The organism is Gemmatimonadaceae bacterium (assembly GCA_035606695.1).
Taxonomy (GTDB): Bacteria; Gemmatimonadota; Gemmatimonadetes; order Gemmatimonadales; family Gemmatimonadaceae; genus JAQBQB01.
The window spans coordinates 490654-507272 of record DATNEW010000026.1; the positions used below are offsets into that span (position 1 = coordinate 490654).

Consider the following 16619-nt stretch of genomic DNA (forward strand, 5'->3'; position numbering starts at 1 on the left):
CTCCCGGACTCAGACGTGGCGCAGAATGCGAGCGATAGCTGCCGAGACGCGATCGTATTCCTCGACGCGATCGTGGAGCTGCTTGTGGCCCGCGCGCGTGATGGTGTAGTAGCGCGCCTGGCGCTTGGTCGGCGATTCCGCCCACTTGGCGGTGACCCATCCCTGGTTGAGCAGGCGCTCGAGGGCAGGGTAGAGGGAGCCTTGCTCCACGCTCAACACGCCGTCCGAGATTTGCGCGATGTGCTGCGCGATCGCGTAGCCGTGCAGCGGGCCGAGCGTCAGCGTCCGCAGAATGAGCATGTCGAGCGTACCGACGGGCAGTGACGCGTCGGCCCTGTCCGAGCTGCGAGGGGACATGAATCCACTGGTATAGGTAGAAATCCGACATATGTCGGACTCCTACCTATACGACATTGCCCGCGCGCCGTCAAGATCGGGCCGGGGCGCCTCTGGCCGGGGCGCCTACTGATACTGGATGTACAACGGCCGCGGTCTGAGCCGCAGCAGCTCCAGCGGCGAGAGCAGCGCGTTGTTCTTCTTCGTATCGTTGTGGAAGAACAGCTTGAACCCCGTGAACTCCACCGGCTCGAGATCGATGTAGTCGCGATACGACTCGAACTTCATCCACGGCGGGCCCCACCCGTCCATGTCCATCACGATCTGCACGCGCGGATCGATCGCGATCTGCGGCGCGTGCGAGATCATCGCCTTCGTCCACCGGTGCACCACGAGCACCTTGGGCGGCAGCTTTTTCTCCGTCACCAGCTGCTGCAACTGCTCGGCGGTCCAGTTGATGTCCTTCGCGTCGAACTGGCCGATGCGTTTCCCGGGCAGCGAACCCTCCGCGCCGTAATGCATCGAAAACTCGGCGTCCATCGCCAGGTGCACGTCGGGCCGAGACAAAAAGGGAAGGAGCCGCGGCAGCTCGCGCTGCATGGTGCTCTTGCCGACCTGAATGTCGAGGAACAGCAGCGCGTGCCGCTGCTGCGCCCACGCGTACACTTTCTCGATGAGCGCCGTGTCCATGCGCGCGCGATACATGCCGTCCTTGCCGGCACTCCCCTGCGCGACGACGGCGATGAGCTGCAACGCGGGCTGCACGGGCGTCGATGGATCGGCCGCTTGCCACGCGCGAGACGCCGTGTCGAGCTTGGCGAGCATTTCATCGACCGGATATTCGCCGAGCACGCCCATGTGCTTCGAGAGCGGATTGCCGTAGAACGCGACGATGCGATGGCTCGGCAGGATCGATCCGGGCAGTGGTGTCGGAGGCGCAGGCCACTTCGCCATCATGCGCCGCCCGAAGGCGACGGTCGAGGCGTACGCGATGGAATCATGCTTCGATCGCCCCGCGCTCAAATGCGGAGCTGACGTGTCCGCTGCTTCGCTCGGCGCTGGCCGTGCCGTATCGCCGCGCGATGGCGCGGACGTCGCCGTGGGCACCCGGCCTCCCGCGCTGTCGACGGGAACCGTGCCCTCGGACCCGGCGCCGCGAACGGCGTCGCGTGGGGTACAGGCGCTCGAAATCACGAGGCCGAGCGCGAGCGTTGAAAGTCTCGATGGCATGTTTGGAGTTTACACCTGTGCACCGCATGAGGGACCAGCCGAGCCATATTCTCGTTGCGGCTTCGGGCCGAGGTGATAAACTTGTTTCTCGAGCCATTTTTGGCCGCCTGCACGGTACCCCTCCTCTCGAGATCGTTTATGTCCGGAGTCCGAGTCCTCGTCGGCACGCGCAAGGGCGCGTTCATTCTCACCTCCGACGCCGCGCGCAAGAAGTGGGATATCGCCGGCCCGCACTTCGCGGGTTGGGAGATGTACCACTTGAAGGGGTCGCCGGTGAATCCGGATCGCATCTACGCATCGCAGAGCAACGCGTGGTTCGGCCAGCAGGTGCAGCGCTCGGACGATGGCGGCAAGACGTGGACGCCGGTCAACAACAAGTTCGGCTACGACGGCGTTCCCGGCACGCATCAATGGTACGACGGCACGCCGCATCCCTGGGAATTCAAGCGCGTGTGGCACTTCGAGCCGTCGCTCAGCGATGCCGACACGGTGTACGCCGGCGTCGAGGACGCCGCGCTGTTTCGTTCGAAGGATGGCGGACAGAACTGGGAGGAGCTCTCCGGTCTGCGCAAGCACACGACGGGCTCGAAGTGGCAGCCCGGCGCGGGCGGCCTGTGTCTTCACACAATTCTCATCGATCCGACCAATCACGATCGCATGTACATCGCGATCTCCGCGGCGGGCGCGTTCCGGACCGACGACGGCGGCGTGACGTGGAAGCCGATCAATCAGGGCCTTCGCTCGCAGTACATTCCTGACCCGACGGCGGAGATCGGCCACTGCGTGCACCGGCTGGCGCAACACAAGTCGACGCCCGGCACGCTGTACATGCAAAAGCACTGGGACGTGATGCGCACCGACGATGCGGGCGAAAAGTGGCGCGAGGTGAGCGGCAATCTGCCCACCGATTTCGGCTTCGTCATCGACGTGCACGCGCATGAGCCCGAGACGATCTACGTCGTCCCCATCAAGAGCGACTCCGAGCACTACGTGCACGAGGGCAAGCTGCGCGTATATCGCAGCAAGACGGGCGGCGAAGAATGGGAGGCGCTCGACAAGGGACTGCCGCAGGAGAATTGCTACGTGAACGTCCTGCGCGATGCGATGGCGACCGATTCGCTCGATGAATGCGGCGTTTACTTCGGCACCACGGGCGGACAGGTCTACGTCTCACCCGACAGCGGCGACAACTGGCAGGCCATCGTCCACGATTTGCCGGCGGTCTTGTCGGTCGAGGTGCAGACGCTGGCATGACCGCGCACGTTCGCGTTGTGATTCCGGCGCCGCTTCGGCAGCTCGCGCGCGTCACGGGCGAGCTGCAGATCGAAGCGGCGCCTGGAAGCGATGGACGCGTCACGCAGCGCACGCTGCTCGACGCCGTCGAGGCGCGCTATCCCATGTTGCGCGGCACCATGCGCGATCACGATACCAAGAAGCGGCGTGCCTACGTCCGCTTCTATGCGTGTGAGGAAGATCTCTCGCTCGAAACGCCGGACGCGCCGCTGCCCGACGCGGTCGCCGACGGTCGTGAACCATTTCTCGTCGTCGGAGCGCTCGCCGGCGGCTGAGTCACGACCGGAATCCCGACAACTCGTCAACCGCGAGCAGACAGCAGCGCAACGGGAATCATGATACACTCCGAGTATGCGCGACAACGGTAGGAGCTCCAGCCGCCTCGGCCTTCTGGACGTGCGCGCCATTCTGAGATCGCTCCGTCGCGCCCCACTCTTCACGACGACCGTCGTTTGCACGCTAGCGCTGGGCATCGGCGCCACGTCGGCGATCTTCACCGTCGTCGACGCCGTACTGCTGCGGCCGCTGCCGTATCGCGATTCGGGCCGGCTCGTCGCGCTGCGACATACGCTGCTCGGCATCGGCATTCCGACGGCGGGGCAATCGCTCGGAACGTATTTCCACTATCGGCGATCGAGCCACACGCTGTCCGCGGTTGCGGCTTATCAACGGCCGTCCGTCAATCTGTCCGACGCCTCGGGCACGACTGAGCCCGAGCGTGTTTCGGGCGCGAGGGTCACGGCGAATCTCCTGCCGATGCTCGGCATCAAGCCCGCGCTCGGGCGCTCGTTTACGGAAGAGGAAGACCGGCCGAACGGCGGTAACGTCGCGCTGATCGGCGATGCGCTGTGGCGCCGCCGATACGGCGCAGATCCGCACATCGTGGGTCGCACCATTCGCGTGGACGCCGCGGCGTTCACGATCATTGGCGTCATGCCGGCCGGCTTCACCTTTCCGGGAGTGAACACCGATCTCTGGCTACCCCTGCAACTCGACCCCGCGACGACGAACGCGGGCGGATTCAACGTGGCTGCGCTTGGGAGGTTGGCTCCGAACGCCACGGTCGACGGCGCGCAGCGTGAGCTGAACGATCTCCTCGTGCGCTTGCCCGAGGCGTATCCGAATGTCTACCCCGGACTGCCGACGGCGGGCCTGCTCAAACAATCACGCGCTCGCGCCGTGGTGCTCACGATGAAGGACGAAGCGATCGGCGGCTTCGCGCGCATATTGTGGATCGTCCTCGCGACCGTCGGACTCGTGCTGGTGGTCACGTGCGCCAACGTCTCGAACTTGATGCTCGTGCGCGCGCAGGGCCGCGGCCGCGAGATCGCGGTTCGTTCCGCGCTCGGCGCCAGCCGTGGAAATATCCTGGCCGGCTTTCTCACCGAAGGCTTGATCCTCGCGATCCTGGGCGCGATTGGCGGGCTCGCGCTCGCGTTCATTGCCGTGCATTTGCTTGTCAACGCCGGTGCACAGAATCTCCCGCGTCTGAACGAAGTGCGGATGGGCGGCGTGACGTTCGCGTTCACCGCGCTGCTCGCCGTCGTCGTGGCGCTCGTTTGCAGCGTGCTGCCCGCGCTGCGGCTGCGCGGCGCCAACGTGTCGGCGATGTTGCGCGAGGGCGGCCGCACGGGAACGGCCGGTCGCGGACAACATCGGGCGCAACACACGCTCGTCGTGGTGCAGATGGCGCTTGCCGTGCTGCTCGTGGCCGGCTCGGGCCTATTGATGCGCACCGTCGCGCACCTTCGCTCGGTGCGCCCGGGGTTCGATCCGGCGAACACGCTCGCCTTTACGATCTCGCTGCCGGTGGGCGACATGCCTCACGCGCGCGACGCGGCGCTCTATTATGAATCTTTAATAGATCGCCTTGGCGCGCTGCCGGGCGTGCGGAGCGTTGGCCTCACGACCAAGCTCCCGCTCATCGGCGGCGAAAGTCTGACGCCGGTCTACATCGAGTCGCAGCCGATGCAGGGCACCACGCTGCCGCCGGTGTTTCCGTTTCCGGAGGCCACGCCGGGGTACTTCCAGGCCATGCGCATCGCGCTCGTTGCGGGGCGGTTGTTCGGCCCGCCGACCGATCCGAACGCGGAGAAGGACGTCGTCGTCAGCCGCGCCTTCGCCGAGCGCTTCTGGCACGATCCGACGGGGGCGAGGGCGCTCGGCCAGCACGTGCGTGCGACCGTAGAGCAGCCATGGTTCACGATCGTCGGCGTCGTCGAGAGCGTACGCGATTCGTCGCTCACCGCCGACGGGGTCGGCGAGGTCTACACGCCGCTCGTCATTCCATCGCCTGAGACGCCGGACAGCACGCGCAACATGCCGCGGTTCGTGTCGATCGTCATGCGCACCGCGGGCGATCCCACGGCGCTCGTGCCGTCGGTGCGCCGCACCATCTCCGAGCTGCGCGCGAGCATACCGGTGTATGATCTTCAGTCGATGAGCGACGTCCTCGCCCGGACGATGGCGCAAACGACGTTCGTCCTCGCCATCCTTGGCGCGGCCGCCGCCATCACGCTCATACTCGGTGCTGTCGGTCTGTACGGCGTGATCGCGTACTCGGTCAGCCTGCGTACGCGCGAGCTCGGCGTACGGATGGCGTTGGGCGCCGCGCCCGGCGCCATTCGCGCCATGATCCTGCACGAGGGCTCCGTGCTCGCGCTGATCGGCATCGGCGCGGGCCTTGCCGCATTCCTCGGCCTCGGCCGCCTCCTGCGGCGATTGCTCTTCGAGGTCGGCGCGGCGGATCCGGTCACGCTCGCCGTGACGGCGTTCCTGCTCCTGGCCATCGGTCTCGTCGCGAGCTGGTTGCCCGCACGCCGCGCGGCGCGCGCCGATCCTCTGGACGCACTCCGCGCGGAATAGCGGGCCCGCTATCTCAGAACTGTAATAGGATCGACGCGGCTCGCCCGGCGCACCGGCAGCAGCAGCGCGATGGTCGCGCAAAGCGCCAACGTCAACACCGCGAGGCCGATCGCGACGGGATCGAACTGTCCGACGCCGAACAGTTGCGCGCGCAGCATTCGCGCCGCGGTGACGACTCCGATCGTGCCGATCGCCAGCCCCGCGGCCATCCAGACGCCCCCTTGGCGCAGCACCAGCCGCACGATCGCGCCGCGCGATGCGCCGAGCGCGACGCGAACGCCAAACTCTCGTTCGCGGGCGGCGGCCATGTTGGCGAACATCGCGTAGACGCCGACTGACGCCAGCAGCAACGCGAGACCGCCGAACGACGCCATCAGTATCACGGGTAAGCGGTGGATTCTAAACGTATCGCCGAGCACCTCGTCCATCGCCTGTACTTTGTAGATCGGAATCATCGGATCGACCGATCCGATCGCCTTGCGTACGCTGGCGGTGAGCGCCGTCGGATCACCCGACGTGCGGATCACGAAGACGTTGCCGTACGACGACTGGCGGAACGGAAGGTAGAGCATTGGTTCGGGAGAGAGATGCGTCGGATCGTTTCGCACGCTGCCGACGACGCCGACGATGGTAATCCACGGCGCGGTTGGATTCGGCGGGCCGATGTGAACGTGCGCGCCGACGGCGCCGCCCTTCGGCCAGTACCGCCTCGCCATCGCTTCGTTGATGATCATGACCGGTGGCATGCTGTCGCGATCGATCGACGCGTCGAACAGCCGTCCTTCCTTCAACGGAATGTCCATCGTGCGGAAGTAGCTCTCCGACGCGCCGACCGTGAGCATGAACGGAACGGGCTCGTTCGGCGCCCACGGCGAATTCTGAATGAACAATCCGTTGCTGTTGTGAACCATCGTCGGTAGCGCGGACACGACTGCGACGCCTTTCACGCCCGGCAGAGCGCTCACCTTTTGTTGCAATGCATCGAAAAGCTGGTTGCGCGCGGCGAGCGTGGAGTATTTCGCGTTCGGAGGCTGCACCGTCAGTGTCAGGAGATTCTCCGGTTTGAATCCGATGGGCGCCGTTGTCATTGCGACCAGGCTTCGTACGAGGAGTCCCGCCGCGGCGAGCAAACTCACACAGAGCGCGATCTGTCCGGCGACGAGCACGCCGCGCAAGCGCCGCGAACGAACGCTTTCACTGGCGCCGCGTGTTTCGTCGCGAAGCGTCCGCTGTGGATCGGCGCGCCCCACCGACAGCGCGGGGCCGACGCCAAAGGCGAGTCCCGTCAGCAGCGCGAGTGCGAAGGTGACGAGAATCGCACCCGTGTCGAGTGACAGCGTCGCGTATGACGGAATGACGTTCAGCGCGAGACCGCGCAGGAGACTGAGGCCCGCCATCGCCAGCGCCAGGCCCGCGACGCCGCCGGCGACGGCCAGCAGCACGCTCTCGGTGAGCAATTGCCGAACGAGCCGTCCGCGGCCGGCGCCGAGCGCGACGCGCACCGCGAATTCCTTGCGGCGCGAGATAGTGCGTGACAAAAGCGCTCCGGCGAGATTCGCGCACGTGATGAGCAGCACGAGCCCTGCGCTCGCGAGCAGCACGAGGAGCGGTCCCCGTGTGTCGCCCACCATGGCGTTGCGCAGCGAAACGGCGGTCAGGCCAATGCCGAGATTGTCTTTCGCATACAGTTTCTCGAGCTCGGCACCGATGGAGCTCATCTCGCGCGCGGCGGCGTCGTACGACACACCCGGTTTCAATCGTCCGATGAAGCCAAAGTTGTGCGAGCCGCGCACCGTGATCGGATTGCCCATGAAGAGCGAAACGGCGAGTGGTTGATAAAAGTCGGTTTGGTCGTCGGGCGGCACGAAGTCGCGGGGCAGCACGCCGACGATGGTGCGCGGAAGGCCGTTGAGGCGAATCGTCTTGCCGATCACGGCCGCATCGCCGGCGAAGAGACGCTGCCACGCGCCGTACGAGATCATCGCAACCGTCGTCGTGTCGTGCAACGCATCGTCGTCGCGGAAGCCGGGCCCGCGCAGCGGCGACACACCGAGCGTGCGCAGCAGCTGCGGCTCGATGAACATCGCTTTCACCATCTGCGGCGTTCCATTGGTCTCATACACGGCGTCGTGCGCATTCAGAAACGCGCCGAGACTGCTGAACGAATGCTGCCGTTCGCGAATGTCGCTCACGGTACCGGCGCTCAGCGCGCCGCGCTGCGACGTGCCGTCGCGGAACGGACAGAAAATGCGCATGAGCCGCGACGACTGCGCGTACGGCAGCGCGTCGAGCAGCACCGACTTCACCACGCCGAACACCGCGGCATTGGCGCCGATGCCAAGCGCCAGCGTCACGACCGCGAGCAATGAGAAGAGCGGGGCGCGAACGGCTGAACGGCCGGCGAACCGAAGATCCTGCCGGAGGTCGTCGAGCCAGTCACGGCGCGCTTCCGCCTTGCGTTCGTCGCTGAGCAGGCGCGCGCAGACCTCGCGCACCGCCGCGACGTCGCCGAAGCGCTCGAACGCCGCGCGTCGCGCCTGATCGGGCGTCATGCCGCTGGCGATGCAGCCGCGAATGCGCTCCTCGAGATGGAAGCCCAGCTCGTCGTCCACCTCGGCCTCCGGCTTCGGAGCGACGAACTGGAGATCGCGGTCGGCGCGATGCGGGTCGGACTGGTCGTGATGGCTCATCGTCTCTCTCTCACTTCGCCCAGGTGGGGACAGTCTTGGTGTTGATGGCTTGATCGACCGCGCGGGCGAAGCGCTGCCAACCCGACGTCTGTTCCCGGAACTGCCGCCGCCCTTCGGCGGTGAGGTGGTAGTACTTGGCGCGGCGGTTGTTTTCGGTGACGCCCCACTGCGATTTGATCCATCCCTTGCGCGACATGCGGTAGAGCGCGGGATAGAGCGAGCCTTCCTCGACGCTCAGCACGTCGTTGGTGGCGGACTCGATCCAGCTCGCGATGCCGTAGCCGTGCATCGGCGCCCACGAGAGCGTCTTGAGCACGAGGAGCTCGACGGTGCCTTGAAGAAGGCCGGATTCTTTCTCGAACATGGGATGATGGGATCGGAGAAGGCGTGCCGGATCAGACAGCGGGACCGGCGAAATGGTTTACTATGCGGGTCTAGGGAAGATGGTGTCGGTTCCTTAGACGCGCCAGGGGAACGGTTCGGGCCGGCCGGCCGTGGCACCCAACCCTTTCAGGGCGAACATTGTCGAACGGTCATGAACCCAGCCGCCCGACTCGCCGCCTTCTCCGACGATCTCCGCCGAGACGTCTCGCTCGCCGCCCGCGGCATGCGCAACTCGCCGGGATTCACGGCCATCGCGGTCATCGCGCTCGCCCTGGGACTCGGCGCCACGACCGCCATTCTCAGCGTCGTGAACGGCGTGCTGCTTCGCCCGCTTCCGTACGCCGACGCCGGCAGGCTCACGGTCGTGCTGCACGAAGGGCGCTCGCCCGTCGCGCCGGCCAACTATCTCGACTGGAAAGCGGAGTCGCGCGCGTTCAGTGAAATGGGCGCCGCCGAATTCTGGTCGCCCGATCTCACCGGTGGCGACGACCCGCAACAAATCCTCGGCCTCCACGTCACGCCTTCATTGATGCACCTCCTCCGCGTGCAGCCGATGATGGGCCGGCTGTTCACCGACGCCGATCTCCGAGCCGAGCATACGCCCGTGCTCATCAGCCATCGCCTGTGGCAGACGCAGTTCGCGCGCGATCCCCACATCGTCGGCCGCACGATGTCCCTCAACGCCGCGACATACTCGATCGTCGGTGTGATGCCGCCGTCGTTTCGTTTCGCGCCATTCTGGGCGACGGGCGCCGAACTGTGGGCGCCGCTCGAATTCGGCGCGCGGGCGACGAGTCGCGACGGGCAGAGTCTTCGCATCTTCGCGCGCCTTGCGACGGGCGTGAGCCTCTCGCGCGCGCAAACCGATCTCGATGCGATCACGCGCCGCCTGGAACGCGAGTATCCCGGCACCAATCGCGACGTTCGCGTCGTTGCGCTGCGGGACAAAGTGATCGGCACCGTGCGCGACCCGCTGCTCCTTCTGCTCGGCGCCGTGGTGTTCATTCTCTTGATTGCGTGCGCGAACGTTGCCCACATGCTGCTCGCGCGGGGCAGTGCGCGCGGCCGTGAGATGGCGGTGCGACTCGCGATGGGCGCGACGCCCGGCCGCCTCATGCGCCAGTTGCTCGTCGAGAGCAGTGCGCTCGCCGTCGCCGGCGGTATTGCGGGCATCGGTCTCGCCTGGCTCGGCGTACGCTATCTCTCGGCGGTCGAGCCCGCGTTCGTGCCGCGTGTCGCGAAGGTCGGTCTCGATTGGCGCGTACTGCTTGTCGCGCTCGCGCTCGTGAGCATCACGACGATCCTCTGCGGCCTTCTGCCGGCGGTGAAGTCGATTCAGGTCCGGCCTGCCGAGACGATTCGGGATGCCGCGGGCGGCTCGAGCGTTGGTTCGTCGCAACAGCGGCTGCGCGATACGCTCGTCGTCTCTGAATTCGCGCTCGCGCTGGTGCTGTTGATCGGAGCGGGACTGATGATTCGAAGCTTCGTCGCACTGCGATCGATCGATCCCGGATTCGACGCGCGCGGCGTGGTGTCGATGCGGGTTGCGACGACCGGCACCGCGGCCGCGGATTCGTCGCGACACGCGGGCTTCTATGCGAATGTGCTTTCGCGTTTGCGCGCCGTGCCGGGAGTAGAGCAGGCGAGCTTCATCAATCATCTCCCCATCGCCGGCGATGCATGGGGCACGCATTTCCGCACGGAGATTGGTCCGGTGCCTCGCCCGGGCGACTGGCCGCGGGCCACCTATCGAGTGGTGATGCCCGGCTACTTCGCGACGATGCACATTCGTCTGCTGCGCGGTCGCGACGTGAACGACGGCGATCGCGCCGGCACGCCGCAGGTAGCCGTGATCAATGAGTTCATGGCACGCAAGCACTGGCCCGGCCAGGATGCGCTGGGGAAGAGATTTTTCATCGATGACTCGACCGCGATCACCGTGGTCGGTGTCGTCGCCAACGTCGTCCGACAGGAATGGACCGCGACGCCGGAAGAAGAGCTCTACCTTCCGTTCTCGCAGCAGAATTCGTACGTCGCCGGCACGGGAGCGAGCCGCTACATGACGCTCGTGGTGCGATTGCGGTGCGCGCATACCGGGTGCAACGCCGCCGGAGCCGCGGCGTCGATTCGCGGTGCCGTGCGCTCGGTCGAGCGAAATGCGCCGATCTCCGACGTGCAGACCATGACCGCGGTGATCGATCGCGCCACGGGCGACGCACGCCTCTACTTCATGCTGCTTGCTGCCTTCGCGGCCGTTGGCGCGACACTCGCCGCGATCGGTATCTATGGCGTCATCAGCTACGCGGTCGCGCGCCGCCGCCGCGAGCTGGGCATTCGTCTCGCCCTTGGCGCCCAACCGTCGGCGATTCGCCGGCTCGTGCTCGCGCATACGACAAGGCTCGCCGCGGTTGGTGCGGCGTTTGGGATCGTGCTCTCGGTTCTACTCGCGCCGTTACTTCGGCAACTTCTGTATGGCGTGCACGCGTTGGATCCCGTCGTGTTCGCGGGCGCGATCGTCGCGCTCGCCGCCGTCGCGGCGCTCGCGAGTGCGATCCCGGTGCAGCGCGCCTCGGCCATCGATCCGGCGATCACGATGCGCGCGAACTGAGCACTCACCGCGACGGCAGTGAGGGTGGCGTTGTCATCCTTCGGTCGCTGCGCTGCGCGCCTCCGCTCGGGATGACAAATGAGGTGGATCTCACTTCACCGCGAGAATCTCCGGCTGATCGATCGCCGGCGGCTTTGCAAACAGTTCATCAGCCCGGGCGAAGAGCGCTTTGGCAATGTCGCCCGAAAGGTGCGCGTCGCGGCCCTGCTGATCCGCGAACGTGTCGAAGATGCCGAAGCGATTGGGCCCGAGCTTGAGCGCGTACCAGCTCACCGTGCCTGCTTCGCGTTGCGCCATCGGCAGCGCCGAGGTGAGAAACTGTTCGACTTCCTGCTCTTTGCCCGCCTTCGCCTCGAGTACCGCGAGAATTCCAAGCTTTTCCATGACCGCTCCCGTTGAATACGCCTGTCACACTGCCGGGCTACGACGCCCCGCCGACGTATCCGGTGAGGGCCGCGAGAATTCCGGCGGCATCGCGCTCGTGGCGTTCGATGTGTCCCGCTCGAACGACGACGATTCCGTCCGCCAGGCCCGTGAAGGCCGAAAGGTCGTGCGTGGCGAGGAGCACGGTGACGCCCGTGGTCCGAAGCGCCACGACCCATTCGCGGACGAACTGTCGCATCTGCGCGTCGAGCGTCTCGAGCGGCTCATCGAGAATGATGACGCGCGGCTCGCCGACGAGCGCGGTTGCCAGCATCGCGCGCCGCCGCTGGCCCATTGAGAGTTCTCGAATGGTGCGTCCGGCGAGCTCGAACAGTCCGACGCGGTCGAGCGCCGTGACCACCGACGCAAGCGGCGCGCGTCGCAGACTCGCGACGAGCTGCAGCATGTCGAGCACCGTCGCGTACGGTGTGAGCTCCGGACTTTCCGGCACGTACGCCAATTGTTGGCGCGCACCGACTTCGTCACGCCACACGTCGCACGATCCGATCGTGATCGTGCCGGTGCGCGGCATTTCGACGCCCGCGATCAAACGCAGCAGCGTGCTCTTGCCCGAGCCATTCGCGCCGACGACCAGTGTCAAACCGGGCTCGATGTCGAGCGCTGGAACGTCGAGCGTCGAGACCGCGGGGTCGTAACCGAAGGTGACGTCGCGGAGCGCAATCATGTCGCGGACATCCAGGCCGGATCGCCGGTCGCGTCGTGATGCAACTCCTCCCATCGCGTGCTGACCAGCCGTCGCTCGCGTCGCGCGGCGAGCGCGAAGAGCAGCGGCGTTGTCGCAAGGCAGAGGCCGCCGGTCCAGGGCCAGAGCGCGATCGCGGTGCCGAACACGACGGCAGCGATCATGATGTCTCCTCCCGCGCTCGCCTGCCGCTTCGCGCCGACGCGAATCGACGCCGCGGAGGCCGCGGCCATCGGCGGCAACAAGAGCGCGACGACGATCGCCGATCGCCAGTCGAGCGGCACCAGCGCGACGACGGCAAGCGCCATGGTGACGCCGAGCAGGGTCACGTCGCCTGCGACGCGTTGGCGGGAAGACCAGGGCAGCGAGCGCACCCAAGGCCACGCGGGCCGCGTGCGCACGATGCTACTCGCCAGCGCGGTCGAGAGTACCGCGATCGCCAACGATCCACAGATGCGCACCGTGCGCATCTGCGCCTCGCGATCGAGATCAGGATTGTGCAACACGATCAGATAGCCGAACGCGACGAAGATCGCCGGCGCGAACGTGATCGCGATGAGCGTGGCGACGGGAAGCGTTCGCGTCGTCAGCCGAATCCACTGCGCGATGGGTGATGCGGCCATGCTCCACCGCGGTGCGGTATGGACCGGCTTGCGCCGCAGTCGCACGATACCGCCGGACAAGCGATCCGAGCTCACCAGCACGGCGACGGCAATGATGTTCGGTATCCACGCGCCAATCGCCGCGAGCGCGAGCGCAATCAGCGCCAGCGCGGGTCCCGCACGTCTCTCGACGGGAAGAACCACGGCGGCCGCCGAGATGATGATCAACGGAAGGCTCGCGACCTTCGCCGCGTCCAACCTGGCGTGATACACGAACAGCGCCCCGAGCAGCGCGAGGATCGCGACGACAATCGCGAATGCCTGCGTGCCGCAGAGAGCGGCGATGGCGGCACGCCGGCTCGTCGTCCGCGAGACCGCGAGGCTTCGCATCCAACCGGTGGCGCCGAGTGTGATGCGCGGCATCGCGACGCCGGCGAGCGCGACACAAATCGCCGCGAGCGTCACTCGTGTGTTCCACGTGCCGCGTCTCGCGACGAGCTCGAGAATGGCGGCGTGGATGCGCGTCGGCGCTTCATCTTCGAGGCCGTAGAAAAACACCACTGTCGCCCCGACGATCGCATTGGCGCGCAACGCCACTCTCGCGCCCGCGCGCCAGTGAAACGCGACGAGATCACGCGTGGGGCCGTTCGTCGCGTGGCGAGGGAGCGAAGCCTCGGGCATACATTAAGGTATGTCGATTCGGGGGTCGGCTCCAATGCCGCTGCGTGTGTCGCTCGCGAGCGTGCTGCTCGCTCTGCCGCCGATCGCGCAAAGCCAGGTCGCGCCGTGGATGAATCCTGCACTGGCGCCCGAGCGTCGCGCCGTGCGCCTCGTTCGCGCCATGACGCTGCCCGAGAAGTTCGAGCAGCTCGTCGGCTCCCCGGGTGTCGTGCCGGAGTTGCCGCAGTGCTACGGCGCTCGGCACGTGAATGGGATTCCACGGCTGCTCATTCCAACATTCAGAATCACCAATGGTCCCGTCGGCGTTGGGCAGAACGATTGCGTTCCGCTGGACACGCCGAACCTTCCGCGCGGCGCACAAGGGAGCCGGGAGTCCGCGCGCGCGACACAGCTGCCGTCGGCGATGGCCGTCGCCGCGTCGTTCGACCGCGGTGTCGCGCGGCAATTCGGCGACGTGATCGGTACTGAAGCCCGCGACTTGGCGCTCGACGTCGTCGAGGGACCGGGCCTCAACCTGGCGCGCGTCCCGCAGGCCGGCCGCAACTTCGAGTACTTCGGCGAGGATCCGTATCTCACCGGCACGATGGCATCCGCCGAGATTCAGGCCATTCAGCGCCACGGCGTGATCGCCGTGGCCAAGCACTTCGTGGCGAACGAGCAGGAGACGAATCGCTTCACGGTCAACGAGACGGTGGACGATCGCGTGTTGCACGAGCTCTACTTTCTGCCGTTCGAGATGGCGGTGAAAGACGGCCGCGTGGCCTCGGTGATGTGCTCGTACAACATGGTCGACGGGTCGTACGCGTGTCAGGACGAGTACAATCTCACGAACGTGCTGCGCACGCAGTGGGGCTTTACCGGCTACGTGCAGACTGATTTCACCGCGCTCCACGCGACGGCGGCGGCGATGCGCGCCGGCGTCGACCACGAGATGCCCGGCATTCACGTCAGCACGCCGAGCGGTTCGCGCTTCGGCCCGTGGTGGGCGCCGGACAGTTTGCGTTCCGCGCTCGACCGCGGCGAGATCTCGGAAACGGACATCGACACCGCGCTCCTTCGCCGCTATGCGGTAATGTTCGCGCTCGGCATCTTCGACCGGCCGATCGTGCAGTCAGTCATCGACACCGTGCGCGACGGCGCTATCGCGCGGTCGATCGGCGAGCAGTCCGCCGTCTTGCTCAAGAACGTTGGACGCTTTTTGCCGCTCGATCCACAGCGCGTGCGCTCGATTGCGCTGATCGGTCAAGCCGAATACGCCTCGAAGGCGGTGGCGGGGTGTTGCGGCGGCAGCTCCGACGTGATTCCGCTGTACTCGGTTGCGCCGCTCGACGGCATGCGGCATACACTCGCGCGGCTTGGCTCGCGCGCGGCGACGACGCTCACCATCGTCGCGAACGACAACGCGAATCTCACCTCGGCCGTGGCGGCGGCGCGCGGCGCGGAGATCGCCGTGGTGCTGGCCGGCACGATCGCCGACGAAGGGCGCGATCGCCCGAGCATCATGCTCTCGAACGGACAGGACTCGCTCATTGCCGCGGTGGCGGCGGCGAATCCGCGCACGATCGTCGTGCTGAAGGACAATGCGTCGACGGTCATGCCCTGGATCGATCGCGTGCCGGCCGTGCTCGAGGCGTGGTTTCCGGGCGAAGAAGACGGCAACATCGTCGCGGATCTGTTGTTCGGCGAGGCGACGCCGTCGGGCCGGTTGCCGGTCACGTTCCCGCGGCGAGAGGCTGATCTGCCCGCGATTTCGCCGGACCGGTGGCCTGGCCTCGATGCGAGCGGCCGGCCGGTGTCGGCCGCGACGCCGAGTGATGTGCCGACGAAGGTGGCGTACTCCGAAGGCCTCGACATCGGCTACCGCTGGTTCGACGCGCGGAACATGCAGCCGCTCTTCCCGTTCGGATATGGATTGTCATATACTACTTTTGATATATCACAAGTGGAAATTACACCGTCCGCGGCGGACGGAATCCAGCCGATCGACGTTTGGCTCACCGTGACGAACACCGGCGATCGGCGGGGCGCCGAGGTGCCGCAGGTCTACGTCGCGCTGCCCACCGCGCTTGGCGAACCACCGAAACGATTGGTCGGCTTCGAGAAGGTGTGGCTGAATCCCGGCGAGTCGCGGCGCGTACGTATCGTCATCGACCCGCGGGCGGCCAATCATCCGCTGGCGCATTGGCTCTCCGATCGGCAGACGTGGGTTACCAGCAGCGGGAATTACAATGTTCTGGTCGGTCGTTCGTCGCGGGACATTCTGTCGCAGCGGACCATTGAGATCCGGGCTCGCGAGCGGCGCTGAGCGCATCACACGCCCATAGGGAGGATGCAATGGTTCGCGTGTCCGTCGAAGGCGATCGCGTGGTGTTCGAAGTCGAGGGATGGGACAAGGTGTGGGCGCTCAAGAGCCGCCTCGATATTCCCCTCGAGCATGTGCGCTCCGTCCGCGCCGACCCGGAACCGGCGCGGGGCTGGTGGCATGGTGTCAGGCTGCCCGGTTCGCAAATTCCCGGAGTGCTTACGGCAGGCACTTTCTATCAGAAAGACGGCGCCGTGTTCTACGACGTGCACGATCCCGACAACACGATCGTGATCGAGCTGACGGCGGCGCGTGTGTCATCCCGAGCGACCCTGACCCTGAGCGTAGCGAAGGGAAAGGGAAGTCGAGGGACCCCCGTCCCGACGGAGGAGTCGTACGCAGCGCTCCGCTGAGAAGGGGGTCCCTCGACTCCGGCGCTGCGCGCCTGCGCTCGGGATGACAACAGCGCCCCTCAAACTCAGCGCCCTTCAAACTCAGCGCC

13 protein-coding genes are annotated in these 16619 nt (G+C 66.4%); 6 read left to right on the forward strand and 7 right to left on the reverse strand.

What is annotated here, in order from left to right; genetic code table 11:
- Positions 1-9 precede the first annotated feature (9 nt).
- Together VN706_13105 and VN706_13110 are read right to left on the reverse strand one after the other, a co-directional pair.
- Complete coding sequence (locus tag VN706_13105; GenBank protein HXT16569.1) at positions 10-357, reverse strand: PadR family transcriptional regulator; 348 nt, start codon at positions 355-357, stop codon at positions 10-12.
- Between the two features lie 105 nt (positions 358-462).
- Positions 463-1566: a hypothetical protein gene (locus tag VN706_13110; GenBank protein ID HXT16570.1), complete on the reverse strand. Its 1104-nt coding sequence runs from the start codon at positions 1564-1566 to the stop codon at positions 463-465.
- A gap of 138 nt (positions 1567-1704) precedes the next feature.
- Here VN706_13110 and VN706_13115 point away from each other — a divergent pair, with 138 nt between their 5' ends.
- The 3 genes from VN706_13115 (at position 1705) to VN706_13125 (ending at position 5724) form a co-directional block, all read left to right on the forward strand.
- Entirely contained in the window at positions 1705-2820 is a 1116-nt protein-coding gene (locus VN706_13115; protein ID HXT16571.1) for a sialidase family protein, read from the forward strand.
- The gene (locus tag VN706_13120; GenBank protein HXT16572.1) at positions 2817-3134 is read left to right on the forward strand and encodes a MoaD/ThiS family protein; all 318 of its coding nucleotides are present in this window, start codon (positions 2817-2819) and stop codon (positions 3132-3134) included. Before VN706_13115 ends, VN706_13120 begins: the two co-directional genes overlap by 4 nt.
- A 121-nt stretch (positions 3135-3255) precedes the next feature.
- The gene (locus VN706_13125) at positions 3256-5724 is read left to right on the forward strand and encodes an ABC transporter permease (GenBank protein HXT16573.1); all 2469 of its coding nucleotides are present in this window, start codon (positions 3256-3258) and stop codon (positions 5722-5724) included.
- A gap of 8 nt (positions 5725-5732) precedes the next feature.
- On the opposite strand, the gene VN706_13130 is transcribed toward VN706_13125, so the two are convergent.
- Together VN706_13130 and VN706_13135 are read right to left on the reverse strand one after the other, a co-directional pair.
- Entirely contained in the window at positions 5733-8414 is a 2682-nt protein-coding gene (locus VN706_13130; protein HXT16574.1) for an ABC transporter permease, read from the reverse strand.
- A gap of 10 nt (positions 8415-8424) precedes the next feature.
- Complete coding sequence (locus tag VN706_13135) at positions 8425-8778, reverse strand: PadR family transcriptional regulator (GenBank protein ID HXT16575.1); 354 nt, start codon at positions 8776-8778, stop codon at positions 8425-8427.
- 171 nt (positions 8779-8949) lie between these two features.
- Here VN706_13135 and VN706_13140 point away from each other — a divergent pair, with 171 nt between their 5' ends.
- Positions 8950-11406 (forward strand): ABC transporter permease, encoded by a 2457-nt coding sequence (locus VN706_13140; protein ID HXT16576.1) that lies wholly within the window; start codon positions 8950-8952, stop codon positions 11404-11406.
- A gap of 90 nt (positions 11407-11496) precedes the next feature.
- Here VN706_13140 and VN706_13145 read toward each other — a convergent pair whose 3' ends face one another.
- Genes VN706_13145 through VN706_13155 form a run of 3 tightly spaced genes read right to left on the reverse strand, consistent with a single transcriptional unit; the run spans position 11497 to position 13815 of the window.
- Positions 11497-11790 carry an antibiotic biosynthesis monooxygenase gene (locus VN706_13145; protein ID HXT16577.1) on the reverse strand — a complete coding sequence of 98 codons (294 nt, stop codon included), beginning with the start codon at positions 11788-11790 and terminating at the stop codon, positions 11497-11499.
- Between the two features lie 37 nt (positions 11791-11827).
- Complete coding sequence (locus VN706_13150; GenBank protein ID HXT16578.1) at positions 11828-12514, reverse strand: ABC transporter ATP-binding protein; 687 nt, start codon at positions 12512-12514, stop codon at positions 11828-11830.
- A complete protein-coding gene (locus VN706_13155) occupies positions 12511-13815 on the reverse strand; it encodes a hypothetical protein (protein ID HXT16579.1) in 1305 nt (434 codons plus the stop codon). Before VN706_13155 ends, VN706_13150 begins: the two co-directional genes overlap by 4 nt.
- A gap of 34 nt (positions 13816-13849) precedes the next feature.
- On the opposite strand from VN706_13155, the gene VN706_13160 reads away from it, so the two are divergent.
- Positions 13850-16120 (forward strand): glycoside hydrolase family 3 C-terminal domain-containing protein, encoded by a 2271-nt coding sequence (locus tag VN706_13160; protein HXT16580.1) that lies wholly within the window; start codon positions 13850-13852, stop codon positions 16118-16120.
- A 29-nt stretch (positions 16121-16149) separates the two neighbouring features.
- The gene (locus VN706_13165) at positions 16150-16530 is read left to right on the forward strand and encodes a hypothetical protein (protein ID HXT16581.1); all 381 of its coding nucleotides are present in this window, start codon (positions 16150-16152) and stop codon (positions 16528-16530) included.
- Positions 16531-16619: the final 89 nt, after the last annotated feature.

Bases quoted from the DNA above. Each gene is read 5' to 3' on its own strand.
- VN706_13150 (HXT16578.1), bottom strand. From the start codon at position 12,514: ATGATTGCGCTCCGCGACGTCACCTTCGGTTACGACCCCGCGGTCTCG.
- VN706_13165 (HXT16581.1), top strand. From the start codon at position 16,150: ATGGTTCGCGTGTCCGTCGAAGGCGATCGCGTGGTGTTCGAAGTCGAG.
- VN706_13145 (HXT16577.1), bottom strand. From the start codon at position 11,790: ATGGAAAAGCTTGGAATTCTCGCGGTACTCGAGGCGAAGGCGGGCAAA.
- VN706_13135 (HXT16575.1), bottom strand. From the start codon at position 8,778: ATGTTCGAGAAAGAATCCGGCCTTCTTCAAGGCACCGTCGAGCTCCTC.
- VN706_13160 (HXT16580.1), top strand. From the start codon at position 13,850: ATGCCGCTGCGTGTGTCGCTCGCGAGCGTGCTGCTCGCTCTGCCGCCG.
- VN706_13105 (HXT16569.1), bottom strand. From the start codon at position 357: ATGTCCCCTCGCAGCTCGGACAGGGCCGACGCGTCACTGCCCGTCGGT.
- VN706_13110 (HXT16570.1), bottom strand. From the start codon at position 1,566: ATGCCATCGAGACTTTCAACGCTCGCGCTCGGCCTCGTGATTTCGAGC.
- VN706_13120 (HXT16572.1), top strand. From the start codon at position 2,817: ATGACCGCGCACGTTCGCGTTGTGATTCCGGCGCCGCTTCGGCAGCTC.
- VN706_13140 (HXT16576.1), top strand. From the start codon at position 8,950: ATGAACCCAGCCGCCCGACTCGCCGCCTTCTCCGACGATCTCCGCCGA.
- VN706_13115 (HXT16571.1), top strand. From the start codon at position 1,705: ATGTCCGGAGTCCGAGTCCTCGTCGGCACGCGCAAGGGCGCGTTCATT.
- VN706_13155 (HXT16579.1), bottom strand. From the start codon at position 13,815: ATGCCCGAGGCTTCGCTCCCTCGCCACGCGACGAACGGCCCCACGCGT.
- VN706_13130 (HXT16574.1), bottom strand. From the start codon at position 8,414: ATGAGCCATCACGACCAGTCCGACCCGCATCGCGCCGACCGCGATCTC.